Raw genomic sequence first — 13,982 nt, forward strand, 5'->3', positions numbered from 1 at the left:
GGGTCGCCTTGCTCTTTGCTCAGACCGCATTGCAAAGCTCCTGCTTCGATGGCGCAAACAAGGTCCAGCCAGATGCGATGAGCCAGCTACGCCACTCGGGCCAGTCGTGTTTGTTGGTTGGGGGGAACTTGGCAGGCAACCAATAGCCGCGCTCTCCGTTTTCGACGGTTTCGGGTAGTGCCCGGTCGATCCATGAGCCAAACATTCGTTCGGTGAACTGTTCCCATTGGCGGCAACCGAAAGATTGACGCGAAACGAAAACGGCTGACGTACCGCCCCCGCGCGCCGAGCCGGATGGCCCTCCATCCGGCAGATCCGGCTCAAGCGCGGGGGTTTGTTCTTTGGATTGTTCTATCTTTATATAGGAAAGATCACCCATGCGCCCTTTTCCTATCGCCGATGAGCCCTTTTGCTCTTTTGAAAGGCTCACTGGTGCACTCTTTTTCTTCGGGCGAAACGGAATGATTTTGGCGGGAGCGCGAAGGTCATATTCGGTGTGATTGCCAGCGCCGCGTCCTTCCGAGCGAAACAGCCAACCGAATTCAACAAGCTGCTTCAGGCAGCGTTTGATTGTCGCAAGCGACATGCCCGCTAGGAACTCATCCAGAGTTTTAAGAGAAGGGTTCAACTGCCCGGTCTTGTCATTGGCAAACTGTACAGAGAGCGCAGAGGCAACTGCCTTCGTTGACGAATTGAGGTCTGCACTTTGAAGAACAGCCTTCAACCATTCAAAACGATTAAGCTTAGGCATGTGTACCTCCCGCGATTGCGGGTGGGTGATCATTTTGGTAGGCTGATGAAGTAGAAAGATTTGTAATGCCGTTGAGGTGGGTGGCCGCCACCTCAGCGGTTTTTCTTTGGCCAGATTGTCGTGTGGGTAGGTTTGACAAACAGCGGCTAAGTCTTTGATGTTTGGTAGCCGGTTTGACAGTCTGAGCGGAGCTAAGCGGCTGTAAAGTAATAATTAATTCTGGATTGAAAATCCTCGTGTCGGTGGTTCGATTCCGCCCCCGGGCACCATTAAACAAAAAATTTACCCTACAAAACAATGGCTTAGCTTGCCCGTCAACTCTTGCAATGTACGGCTCTATGTACAGTTCGCCACCCGCAACTTTCGGTAGCATTCATGTCGCCCGCTGTCTCGTTTCGCTAGACGGCCCGCCCAACTCGCACTAGGGTCGTGGAAAGGCGAATAATCGGAACAACAAAATCAATAAATTGAGGTCGTTGCAGGTGCTTCTACAAGACATTTTGGATGAGTATCGCGCTTCGGCGCGGACCGAACGCGAGAAGGGCGACTATTTTGAACGCCTTGTTCGGGTATTTATGGAAAACGACGACACTCAACGTCAGTATTATTCGAAGGTTGAGCCATTCGCCGATTGGGCGACGTCGCAAGGCTGGAGCAACGCTGACACCGGTATCGATCTTGTCGGAACGTTGTCTGACGGGTCGGGCTATGCGGCGATTCAATGCAAGTTCTACGCGCCCAATCACAGCATTCAGAAACCTGATATAGATAGTTTCATTTCGGCGGCATCCAATGATCTGTTCACCCGGTTGGTCATCGCGGATACAACTCTTAAGGAGTTAGGCCGCAACACGCGGGAAACGCTGGATAAGCTATCAAAGGATTGGAACCGAATTAGCATTGCCGAACTTGAGGAAAGTCGCATTGATTGGTCCCAGTTTATTCGCTCTGGTACTGTTAGTTTAGCACCCAAGAAACAACTGCGGGATCACCAGCGAGACGCCTTGCGCGAAGTGCAGGCAGGGCTGGAAACCGCAGATCGCGGCAAGCTGATCATGGCGTGCGGGACGGGTAAGACCTTCACAGGTCTACGCATTGCGGAAACTCTGGCAGGGCCGGGAAAGCGCGTTCTGTTCATGGTTCCATCGCTTGCGTTGATGTCTCAAACTGTCCGGGAATGGAAGAACGACAGCGAAGGCGTATTCACGGCGTTTTCTGCCTGTTCTGACTCAAAGGTTGGGCGGAGAACTGACGCTGACAGTCTTGACCTAAACGTGCATGATCTGGCCTTCCCGGCGACAACAGACCCTGAAAAGCTTGCTCGTCAAGTCCTATCCGCACCCTCAGATCAGATGACGGTAGTCTTCTCGACCTACCATTCGATTGACGTTCTCACGCGCGCTCAAAAGAACTACGAGCTTCCAGAGTTCGATTTGGTGATATGTGACGAGGCACACCGAACCACAGGTGTGACGCTGAAGGACGAGGATGACAGCAATTTTGTCCGCATCCACGACAACAACTATGTCGCAGCAAAGAAGCGCCTCTATATGACAGCGACGCCTCGTATCTTCGCCGATACGGCAAAGCGCAAGGCAGACGACTACGACGCCCGCTTGGCGTCTATGGATGACGAAACCAAGTTCGGCAAAGACCTCTTCCATCGTGGCTTTGGTTGGGCGGTGGAGAACCAGCTTCTCACGGACTACAAGGTCGTCGTACTCGCCGTTGATGAAGGCTTGGTTTCGCAGACCATTCAGAACCGCCTCAAAGACGGCCCAGAGCTGACGCTGGATGACGCGACGAAGATCATCGGGTGCTACAAGGCGCTGACGAAAAGCGACCTAGCGAAGGATTTGGAGTTTGACCCGCGCCCAATGAAGCGTGCTCTGGCCTTCTGCCAAAGTATCAAAAAATCCGAGATCATCGAAGATGAGTTCACGCAAGTTGTGGACGAATACGTTAGCAACGACCTGATCGACGACGACAGCCATCTAAGCACCGAAGTTCGCCATGTTGACGGTAGCTACAACGCCAGCTCGCGCGAGGAAATGCTCAACTGGCTAAAAGCGGACGCAGGCGACAACACGTGCCGCGTCCTCACCAATGCCAAGGTGCTCTCTGAAGGCGTCGACGTGCCCGCTCTGGACGCGATCATGTTCATGCATCCCCGTAAGAGCCAGATCGACGTCGTCCAGTCCGTAGGCCGCGTTATGCGGCGCGCTGAAGGCAAGAAGCTGGGCTATGTGATCCTGCCCGTCGCCATCCCGCCCAATACGAAGCCAGAGGACGCCCTCAACGACAATGAACGCTACAAGGTCGTCTGGCAAATCCTTAACGCCCTCCGCGCCCATGACGAGCGTCTGGACGCCCGCATCAACCAAGCGGAGCTAGGCGAGGATATCAGCGATAAAGTGGAACTGGTTAGCATTTCCTCGGAGAGCGAACTAAGGGAGCTGACAGCCGTCGTCGACGACTTCGACACCAATAAGCAAAAGCGCAGCAAACCCGGCTCTGAGATCGGCAAGGAAAGCCCAGCGCCCCGCCGGACAGATGACGCTGACGCGCAACAAGCCTTTGTCTTCGATGAGTTCACTCGTGCCATCATGGCAAAGATCGTCGAGAAATGCGGGACCCGGGAATACTGGGACAAATGGGCCAAGGACATCGCAGAAATCGCCCAGACCCACATTACGCGCATCAAAACCATCGTCGCGCAGGAAAGGCCAGAACGCGAAGCCTTCCTCGCATTCCTTGCCGAACTCCAAGACGATCTGAACCCCGAGATCACCGAAAACGAAGCGATTGAGATGCTTGCCCAGCACCTCATCACCAAACCTGTCTTCGACGCCCTGTTCAAAAGCAGCGAGTTCACCACGGAAAACCCTGTCTCTCGCGCGATGGAAATCGTCTTGGGACAGCTTCATGAACACAACCTGTCCAAGGAATCCGAAAGCCTTGAAAAATTCTATGCCAGCGTCGAGAGGCGTGCAGCGGACGTGGTCACGGCAAACGGGCGGCAAGAGCTGATACTCAAGCTCTACGACAGTTTCTTCAAAGGGGCCTTCCCGATCCTGACCCAACGGCTCGGCATCGTCTATACGCCGGTCGAGGTGGTGGATTTCATCATCCACTCGGTCAATGACGTGCTCAAGGCGCAGTTCGGCCAGACGCTGGGGTCGAAGGGCGTCCATATCCTCGACCCGTTCACCGGCACCGGCACCTTCATCACCCGCCTGCTGCAATCGGGCCTGATCGCGCCCGAGGAGCTGGCGCACAAATACCGCGAAGAGATCCACGCCAACGAGATCGTGCTGCTGGCCTATTACATCGCCGCGATCAACATCGAGACAGTCTATCACGAACTGGCGCAGGGTGCGTTGAGCGACGATGCCCCCTATGAGCCATTCAAAGGCATTCTGCTGACCGATACATTCCAAATGTACGAGCAGGAACGCGACATGATCGCGAACTTGCTGCCCGACAACTCCGAACGCCGCACAAAGCAGAAAGAGCTGGATATACGCGTCATTATTGGCAACCCACCTTATTCGTCTGGTCAAAACAGCGCCAATGACAATGCTGCCAACATTGCGTATCCGCAATTGGATACAAGCATCCGCGACACTTACGCCGCATATTCGACGGCTACCAATAAGAATTCGCTCTATGACAGTTATATCCGGGCCTTCCGTTGGGCCAGTAAGCGTATTGGTGATGCAGGCATCATGGCCTTCGTCACCAACGCCGGTTGGGTAGAAGGTAATTCGGCGGATGGTATGCGTAAGTGTCTCACCGAGGAGTTCAGCGACCTCTACATATTCCATCTGCGCGGCAATCAACGCACCTCAGGCGAACTTTCCCGAAAAGAAGGCGGTAAGATATTTGGCTCGGGTAGCCGCGCTCCGATTGCAATTTCTGTTCTCGTCAAGAATCCAGATACTACCGAGCGCGGGCGCGTCCATTTCCACGACATTGGAGACTATCTCGACCAGAAGAAAAAGCTGACGATCATCCGGGGTTTTGGGTCAGTGGATGGCATTTCGAAAGCCAATGGTTGGAAAAAAATCATACCAGATGAAAACAACGATTGGCTGAATCAGGTTGATCGCAGCTTTGACAAGTTCCCAATCCTCGGTGCCAAACGTGGAGAAGAAAAAGGATTGTTCGAAAACTATTCGAGTGGAGTGAAAACGCAGCGGGACGCATGGGCCTATAACTCATCACCAAGCAAGCTCGCCAAGAACATGCGCCAGATGATCGATTTCTACAACCGAGAGGTGGATCGCCTATCGACGATGGACCTAACCTCCATAAAGAAGTCCGCCGATTATGACGCCAAAAGAATCAGTTGGAGCGATGCCCTCTTTGCTGGTGTCAAAAAAGGGCAGCAAGAACAGTTCGAAAATGGTGAGTTGATCACGTCTACCTATAGACCCTTTGATAAGTCGTGGCTCTACTACTCTAAGACGTTCAATGAAAGACGTTATCAAATGCCGCGCATCTTCCCCGTTGCGGACGTTGAAAATAGAACGATATGCGTCAAGGGAGTCGGCGGGGGGGGCGAGTTTAGCCCATACATGACTGACAATATTTTCTCGCTTCAACCAAACCACGGCACCCAGTGCTTTCCCCTCCACCTCTACGAGGAGGTCCAACCAGATGAGGATCTCTTTTCAACGAGAGTGGATCAGGCAACAGACCTCAGCCGCCGCGATGCTATCACTGATGAAGGTCTCTCGCATTTCCATGCCGCCTATCCGGGGGGGGAGATCAGCAAGGAAGACCTGTTTTACTATATCTACGGCTTGTTGCACTCGCCCGACTACCGCGAGCGGTTCAAGAACAACCTCGCCAAACAACTCCCCCGCATCCCGGCGGTCAAGACTTATCAAGACTTCGCCGCTTTCCGTGACGCAGGCCGCGCGCTGGGTGATCTCCATGTGAACTTCGAAAGCGTAGAGCCGTATATGGTTACGTTCAAAGAAGGCGACCATCGGCTTATCCCAGAGGCCCAGAGCGACCCTGTCGCCTTCTACCGCGTCAAGCACACCAACAAATGGAAGTGGGGCGGCAAGGGCAAGGAGAAGGACCTTACGACCGTCATCTATAACGAGAACATCACGATCCAGAACATTCCGCTTGAGGCCTATGACTACGTCGTAAACGGCAAACCCGCGCTGGAGTGGGTAATGGAACGACAGGTCGTGAAGACCGACAAGAAGAGTGGTATCGTCAACGACGCCAATGACTACGCCAACGAGACGGTCGGCGACCCCAAGTACCCGCTGGAGCTGTTCCAACGGGTGATCACCGTCAGCCTTGAGACGATGAAGATCGTGAACGGCCTCCCGCCGTTGGATATCGACTGAGCCATGCAGTTTTGCGTTATTTCAAGAAAAACGCCGGTTCCTTCCAAGGGGGTCAACACGGTCTACCTGAAGGTCGACCATTGGAACGACTATTCGTTCGTGACGATGTTTGAGGTCTACGTATTCGACGAAAACGGAGAGCAAAACCAGCTCAGCAATGTAAAGATTGGCTTTCTTGGGCAAACGGAAGAAACCTCAACTCACTCGACGCTTGATGAGCCATTTACTGAGCTTCCTGAAGGCTATTTCTCGTTGGGAACGGACGTCGACTACTATCATGAACTTGCGAGGGATTACTCTGAAGAGTTCAGGGTGGAATACCTTGAGGCTTTGAAGGACGTCGTACACAACGCAAAACTCTTGGAGCTCGCTTCAGAAGAGTCCGTATTTCAAACCTCCCATCTGCGAAGTGTGAGCATAAACACTATCGAGGAACAGTTTCGGCGCGTGCTTGCAGGTGGTGTCCCGGTCACTGACTTCGATTTTCGTTTCGTTTTGCCAGATGACGAAGAGTTCGCTGGCTACAAACTTGGATTTAAGGTGAAAGCTAATTCTAAACCTAGCTCGAACATTCACGCAATCATCGGCAGAAATGGAGTGGGTAAGACCACGCTCTTGAACCAAATGATCCACTCGATTGTAGAGAAAGGAAATACGGCGGGGGAATTTCAAGAGAGGAACCTGTTCGGGAACGAGCCCATCGGTGATGATTTTTTCAGTAGTCTAGTCTCAGTTTCGTTCAGTGCTTTCGATCCATTCGGTCCCCCACCGGAGCAACCGGACCCAAAGAAAGGGACTTGCTATTTTTACATAGGTCTTAAGGACGATGAGGATGAAAGCGGGACACTTTTAAAGCCGATTTCTGACCTGCATACTGAATTCGTCGAAAGCCTGAAGCTTTGCTTGAGTGAACCGGGAAAAAAGAAACGCTGGCTCAAAGCCGTTCAGACGTTGGCATCGGATGACAACTTTGCAGAGAAAGCGCTCCAAGAGCTATCGGAGCTTCGCGGGAGAACACTCGCTGATGAAGCCCTCGAACGCATTCAAACTATGAGCTCTGGTCATGCAATTGTTCTGCTAACGATTACCAAGCTGGTATCACGGGTAGAAGAAAAGACACTTGTTTTGTTTGACGAGCCTGAAAGCCATTTGCATCCCCCTCTGTTGTCTGCACTCGTCAGAAGCTTGAGCGAATTGCTGCACGACCGGAATGGCGTGGCAATAATTGCAACGCACTCCCCGGTTGTACTTCAAGAGGTGCCGAAATCGTGCGTCTGGAAAATAACGCGTTCGGGACTTGCTTCGTCGTCGTCGCGTCCCGATGTTGAAACCTTTGGTGAGAATGTTGGCCTGCTTACGAGAGAGGTGTTCGGACTGGAGGTTGCAAAGTCAGGGTTCAATGCTCTTCTGCAAAAAGAAGCTGAAACTAGCAGTTCCTATGCGGGCATACTGGATGTCTTTGACGAACAAATAGGATTTGAAGGACGTGCAATCCTTCGATCTCTTTTGCACGAGAAAAGTCGGCAGAACCAATAATGAAGCGACTTGTGGCACCAGAGATTAGCTTCGAGGAGGCTTTTGAGGCTTGCATGGAGGGTGTTGGCCCTGCGGCGATAGAGAGCCGGTATCGAGACAACTTACCGCCATGTGCCCCCATTGAGCATGACTACGTTGCGAAAGCCACTGCAGGCGAGTTGTACTTGCTTCCAAGAATTCCGTCTCTTCAAGGTGTCGATCAATCGGTATTTGGAGATTTGCGAAAGTCACACTTGATCAATCTGTACGAACGGTACTTAAGGCCGGAAGGAAAACCCGGACGGAACATCTACCAACAGATTAAAGTCAGCGCCAATGGCAAGTGCCCTTTCTGCGGCGGCATCGGTCACGTAAGAACTCTCGATCACTTCGTTCCTAAAGCGAATTTTCCAATCTATTCGGTCGTACCCGGAAATCTGGTTCCTTGTTGCCGTGACTGCAATTCCGACAAGCTCAATTCCTACCCCAATCAGATGGCTGCGCAGGTGTTGCATCCGTACTTTGACGCCCAGAAGTACTTCTCAGAACAATGGGTCTTTGCACAAGTTATCGAGGCAAGCCCACCCGTGGTGGAGTTCTTTGTTCAAGCACCGGAACATTGGGAGGCTGTTGATCAACAAAGGGTTGAGGCGCATTTCCAAGAGTATGGTCTAGCCGAAAAGTTTGGAACTGAAGCTGCCGCTGATCTTCCAGAGACTATCCAAACTCGCGCAACGAGTTTGCTGAACTTCAGCGCCGATGAGTTCTCCAACTATCTATTGGAAAAGAGCCAAACCCTAGCTCTTCCAATAAACAACTGGCGAAGGGTTATGTTCTTAGCGCTTGCAAGGTCAGATTGGTTTTGTTCTCAGGAGTATTGAGGTTGGAGGTACTATGCTCATCTGGAAACTCCAACACCCGCGACCAAAGCTACTGTTCACGAACTATCCGATAAACGCTGTCTCGGCTGATGCCCAGTTCGCGAGCAGCGGCGGCTTTGGAACCATTATTCGCTTCAAGTGCTGCCTGAACGTCTTTTAGTCGAATTTTGGCAGGCCGTCCCCTGAACGGGCTGTCGACACCTTTGGCCAAGGCTGCATCAATTCCTTCGCGCTGACGCTCTTTGCGAAGTTCTGTTTCGAATTCACCTATTGCCGCGATCACCGTAAAGAACAAACGACCGGCTGGGGTGCCGGTGTCGATTTCCTGTTCAAGCACTTTGAGGTTCACGCCTTTCTCTTCCAGTGTCTCGGCGATTTGCAGCAGATCGCGTGTTGAACGCGCGAGACGATCCAAACGGACGCAGACGACGGTGTCGCCCTTCCGGACATAGTCCATCATGCGTTCCAATTCGACGCGCCCCTGCGTTTTCGTTCCGCTCTTCTTCTCCGCGAATATCCGTTCGCAACCTGCGCCCGTTAGGGCGGCGCTCTGAACATCCAGTTTCTGGCCTGCGCTAGAAACCCGTGCGTAGCCTATCACTTCACCCATCTGCTGAACTCCAGTGTCCGATTTGACTATCTGGAATTACCGTACTGTCAGATAAATGATTCGTTAAGTCTAATCTGACACATGTGAACGATTTTCTGATGTCAGTTTAGCGTATACTCAAATCGGACACAGTGCTCTGAGCACCCTTCAGCAGAGAGAGCCTCTAACTTCGCACTTCCAACTATACGAAAGCGAAGGCTAGTCGCGGGGGTGTGCGGGCACATGCCCGCATCAGAAAAATTAATTCTTTCATAGGCTTGGGCGAATCCTGCGGGCTGCGGGCTATTTTCCACCAGAGCCTATGGGCGGATGTGAGTATATTTTCGCCTGATCGCTTCGTTCCTCGTGGGTATCGTAGCGATCCTAGGTTCTGTTGAAGCACTGAAAGAAATCAGAATTCGGAAGAATACCTAAAACGAACTGCAAGCCCGCAAAGGGGTCCTTCGATACAACAGAACCAAGGAAAACAGGGGGGCGGGGCTGCGGACCTTCAAGCCCGCAGAACCCCGCATTTGCCAGATCATCTCCGCAACACGGTACATGATCGCCCTCCCCCCGCTTACGCGGGAGGTGGCAAGTATGGGACATCAGTCGATCCGATGCTTGCTCATTTTCCAGAAGTATTGGTTTTGAGACTGCGGGTCGGGAGCCTCCATGAAACTGATCGCGTACCGCACTTCCTGATTACCCTCGAACGAAGTTGCCTCATATGCACGGCGGGCAGTCTCGCGAAAGGCGGTAACGATGCCGCGCGCATGATTGTAGCTCCCGTCGTCACGATTGTAGCCCCAGCCGTCTAACAGGAGAGGCTTGCCGTCATCCGCCACGTTCAACTCGTCCTTAATGCTAAACACTGCCACTCCCTTGCGTCCGCGTACCTCAGAAGTGCCGCCAGCCCGGAACAAGGTTCCATCGCAATGGGTAGATGCAAGGTGCTGAATGAACATCTCTACCCCACTGTCGCCACCTGTCGCTCCATATGAGCGGAGACGCGCCTCATTTTCCAAGAACCCTCGGATTTCGGCGTCGCGAAGGATTCCTCCCATAACGCGGCTCCATGCCTCGAAGCTCGCCTTCGGCCTCCCGGTCCATGGCTTCATCCCCTTGGCGACCCAGTTCTGAACCAATGTCAGGATCGACCAAACCAGTTTGGGTCGGTTTTCCCGAGTCCAAGCTTCCAGATCAGGATGACGAAAGCCCGTCCTGTTTTCAGGGTTCGGCGTCTTCGCGTCGAGTTCAATCATGACCATTCGGCGAAGGATTTCGCTAGTTCCCTTGATGTTGTTTGCGGCGGCGACCCATGTATGGCGAACGTCTGCCTCAACCATGCGACTGGACCCCAAAAGGCGCGTCCGCACCCTGCCCTCAGACACGTTTGACGCGAATGAACCCAGAGAGATTGCTGCGTTCATGTTGTCGAAGAAGGTGAACTCGGAAGAATGGTTGATATGTGCGCCCATCACCTTGGCGTACTCTTCGTCTGATGTAGGCATAGGCTCTGCCGCTGCCTTTCTTCCCGTCGCTGCGAGTGTAATAGCGCCTACCAGTCGGCCAGCTCCGGTCCCCGGTGCAGGCTTTGTCGGAGCGTAAACAGGAGTTGGGCCAGCGATTAGATCGCGAACGGAACGTTCGATACACATACAAACTGCGTGAGCAATAGAAGGCATTGGCTGGCTGCCGGGCTCATTGTGCAAACCGCGTTTCATGCGTTCGCGGCTGTCAACAATCCCTTCAAAGGGGAAATCGCCCATCATTTCTTCGATCAATAGCTGCTTTGCCTCGTTGACTTCCTTGGGCGAAGGTTCAGCGCTGACGGCTGGCACATCTAACTCACAGTCAAGGAACGTCTCGGATAACTTGTCATATCCAGCAGTGTCGACCCGACGTCCATTCGAAGCAAAGAAGGGCGAAGACTTCACCTCAGCAAGGACGGCATATTCTTTGTCCAGCCGATTGTAGTTGTGCCTTACAATCTGCTTAGGGGCGAATTCAATCCTCTTGTCATCCTCGCCCTTCCTGCGAAGCCACTGCGTATTTGAGTCGAGAATTGTGCCGAATTGCGCCTCACTGAGCATCCTGCGACTACCTTCGTGCAGATCACATACATCGCCCTTGAACACATAGATAACAGGATCACCATTCGCATCTACTGCGTCGCCAAGCCGATCCTGTGCAAACTCAGCCATTTCATGGTCAGACCACTCGTTCACCACAGGGATTGTATCCGCTCCGCGCTTTGGGCGGTCTGCCGAGGCCTGTTCGGCTACAATTCGATTTACAACTTTTCGCGCATCGCGCTTACCTAAGTGGACGTGATTGCTCTCAACAAAGCGATCCACAAGGTAGTTCAGCGCTTGAAGGTCGGTTTTGAAGTTGATCGACCGGCACAGGCGGCGGATGAGGGCGTCGAGTTCCAGAGAGTCGACGTGCGCCTTGACCCCGGCAAGGGCTTTGTCGATCTGCGCGAAGGCCGTCGGTTTCTTAACCTTGGCTCGTGGCTGCTTTGATTTACCTTCAGCCAATCGTTGACGATCATAGACCTCCAACTTTTTCTGGAAAAGGATGCAGCGTGCATCGCGGTATGCGAATGCCAAAGTTTTATCGCCCGTAGGCCAGTCAGAAAACCTCTTTTCCACAAAGTCGATCAGGATCGCGGCTTGCTTCTTGGTCGGTTGCCAGTTTTGACAGGTCAGATCGACATGCAACCCATGTTTTGAAAAGAGTTCATGGTCGGTGAGACATGCCGCAGCAAGCTCCCAGTCCGATCGAGGATCGCTGGAGGGCGCTCGCAAGAGTTCTTCCAAGTCCGCCCATTCATCTTCAGCCATCCCGCTGAGGCCAGAAGTTGAGCTGAGGTCCACGGGTACTAGTTCGGGACACTCTCCCGTGTCGTATTCGAAGGCGCGTTGTTCTTCGATCTCAGCGAAAATTTCGTCGAGGCTGTTCTTGGTATGGTCTAATGCCATGATAGGTCTCCTTTTCTATGCGGAGACCTCGAAACTTACAGGAAGGGTCTCCAACGATTTTGAACTGAATGCGTCATGTGACGTCTCCTGAATTCGCTCATGAAGTCTTGTACCGGAGCGTACGGCGGTTTCGTTATCTGACAATTAGAGTCGGACTATTCACAGGGCAATGCGAATTTAGCGAACACAGCGTTTCCAAATTGCAAACAGTTGTCGCAGCGCATAACGACTGCAACTTTCTGAGAGTTGCAGTTGCACAGGCCGACAGCCGCTGTAGGGGAGAATCTTTCGCTACGTGCTCCCCATGTGGGTCCCTTTGCCTTCAAGATTTACTCAGGCAAGTCCTCAGCCAAATCATCCGGGGAAATTCCTTCACGATACCATTTATCTACGTCGTAGGCAGGTAAGCCAGCTTCTACTTTGCTAAGGGCTTCTTCATCTAAGGATTCCAAAAAGCGCAGGTAGCGGTCGGTGTCTTTGTCCTGTTGGGCATTGAGACTCTTGATGACCGCGTCTTGCGTTACATAATCCGCCCATTCCTGCATGATCGCGCGGCGCTGTTCCAAGAGATCGCTTCTGAAGTATGCGGCGGTAACTTCTTTCTTAGTTTGATGCGCAAGCGCCAGTTCTGAGAGCTCTTGGTCCGCACGATTGGTCTCACGAAGAAAGTCTGTCACGGTTGAGCGGATGCCGTGGCCCGTTGTGTCGATGTTCTGCTTCTTGAAATATTGGAGAAACGCATTCTCCGAAAGAACACCCTTCCTGTTCTTGGGTACAGGGAATACGTATCCAGAGGCATCCCGCCACTGTTCGGCCTGTTTCAGCAGGGTAATCGCCTGCTTCTGCAATGGGACCCGGAATGGTTGACCTGTTTTGGTATCCTCTTCCGCGAGCGTCCAAATCGCCTGACGGCGATTAACTTGATCCCAGCGCATGAAACGAATGTTGGATGTTCTGACAACGGTTAGCACCATCAGCTTCAATGCAGTGTGGGTCATGGAATTGGATAGCGCCGCATAAACAGGGGGCCATTCTTCCCAGTGCAGCGCGCGCGCAGACACGCGCTTGTGCTTTCCTTGTGGACCAAGCTTTCTTAGGGCGTCTTCCATAATCTGGAGATCGAACGGTTCATCTGCCCTTGCGTATTCCATTGCCATGCGGAACCGATTGAAGGCCTTACGAGCTGTGTCTTTCTTTAAGGTCCAAATCGGTTCGAATGCTGCCACAATCTTGTCGACTGTTAAGGTCTCGACGGTCTCGTCTCCAAGGTGCGGTAGAACATGATGTTTGACTGGCGACCACCATCGTCCAGCCTCCCCCTCGCCCTTGAGCGAGCGCTTATGGGTCTTGAAGAACTCTTTGAAGATATTCGCCACCGTTCGGTAGCTTCGCACACTACCTGCCCTCTCTGCGTCTCTGACGGCTTTTGGGTCTCGCCCCATACTCTTTACCCGGCGCCAGTATTTGTGCTGCTCCCTCGCGTCAGCGAGCGACATGGTTGGATAGGGGCCCAAGCCCATCTTGGTTGTACGCTTATTGATCTGATAGCGGTAATGGAATGACGCAGCACCTGTCGCGGTGCTGACGAAGTACAGGCCACCCCCATCATGAAGAGTGACATCCTTGTTCATGGCGGCGCGCAGTGCGCTATCTTTCAATTTGTGCAGGGTGCGGGTCAAATGGGCCAATCCTATAGACATTTCTATGTACAGTTCGTCGACCGTAATCGCCCATTTTTGCCACTAAGTCACTGAGAAAAATAAGGTAAATTTATGTCAGTGGTGCCGCCCCCGGGCACCATTTTTCTAAAATAAAAGCAATGCGTTGACGGTTTGACGGTCATTGAACAGCTGTGGTGCGCCATCAGCTTTTAGCCAGATTTGCATC

At 52.7% G+C, this 13,982-nt stretch carries 7 protein-coding genes; 3 read left to right on the plus strand and 4 right to left on the minus strand.

Annotated elements, in window-relative coordinates; all coding sequences use genetic code 11:
• Positions 1–19: 19 nt before the first annotated feature.
• Entirely contained in the window at positions 20–751 is a 732-nt protein-coding gene (locus ACXAH3_RS10455; RefSeq protein ID WP_474862023.1) for a helix-turn-helix domain-containing protein, read from the minus strand.
• A gap of 482 nt (positions 752–1,233) precedes the next feature.
• Between ACXAH3_RS10455 and ACXAH3_RS10460 the strand changes: the two genes are divergently transcribed.
• Genes ACXAH3_RS10460 through ACXAH3_RS10470 form a run of 3 tightly spaced genes read left to right on the plus strand, consistent with a single transcriptional unit; the run spans position 1,234 to position 8,519 of the window.
• Entirely contained in the window at positions 1,234–6,123 is a 4,890-nt protein-coding gene (locus ACXAH3_RS10460) for a DEAD/DEAH box helicase (RefSeq protein ID WP_474862024.1), read from the plus strand.
• A 3-nt stretch (positions 6,124–6,126) separates the two neighbouring features.
• Positions 6,127–7,659 carry an AAA family ATPase gene (locus ACXAH3_RS10465; RefSeq protein ID WP_474862025.1) on the plus strand — a complete coding sequence of 511 codons (1,533 nt, stop codon included), beginning with the start codon at positions 6,127–6,129 and terminating at the stop codon, positions 7,657–7,659.
• Positions 7,660–7,670: 11 nt separating this feature from the next.
• Positions 7,671–8,519: an HNH endonuclease gene (locus ACXAH3_RS10470; RefSeq protein ID WP_474862026.1), complete on the plus strand. Its 849-nt coding sequence runs from the start codon at positions 7,671–7,673 to the stop codon at positions 8,517–8,519.
• Positions 8,520–8,568: 49 nt separating this feature from the next.
• On the opposite strand, the gene ACXAH3_RS10475 is transcribed toward ACXAH3_RS10470, so the two are convergent.
• From ACXAH3_RS10475 to ACXAH3_RS10485, 3 genes are all read right to left on the minus strand, one after another.
• Positions 8,569–9,129, minus strand: a complete 561-nt coding sequence (locus ACXAH3_RS10475; protein WP_474862027.1) for a recombinase family protein — start codon at positions 9,127–9,129, stop codon at positions 8,569–8,571.
• 587 nt (positions 9,130–9,716) lie between these two features.
• Positions 9,717–12,095, minus strand: a complete 2,379-nt coding sequence (locus ACXAH3_RS10480; protein WP_474862028.1) for a hypothetical protein — start codon at positions 12,093–12,095, stop codon at positions 9,717–9,719.
• A 329-nt stretch (positions 12,096–12,424) separates the two neighbouring features.
• Positions 12,425–13,774: a tyrosine-type recombinase/integrase gene (locus ACXAH3_RS10485; RefSeq protein WP_474862029.1), complete on the minus strand. Its 1,350-nt coding sequence runs from the start codon at positions 13,772–13,774 to the stop codon at positions 12,425–12,427.
• Between the last annotated feature and the right edge of the window lie 208 nt (positions 13,775–13,982).

The sequence above is a fragment of the Aliiroseovarius sp. ABM4_368 genome, assembly GCF_056161205.1.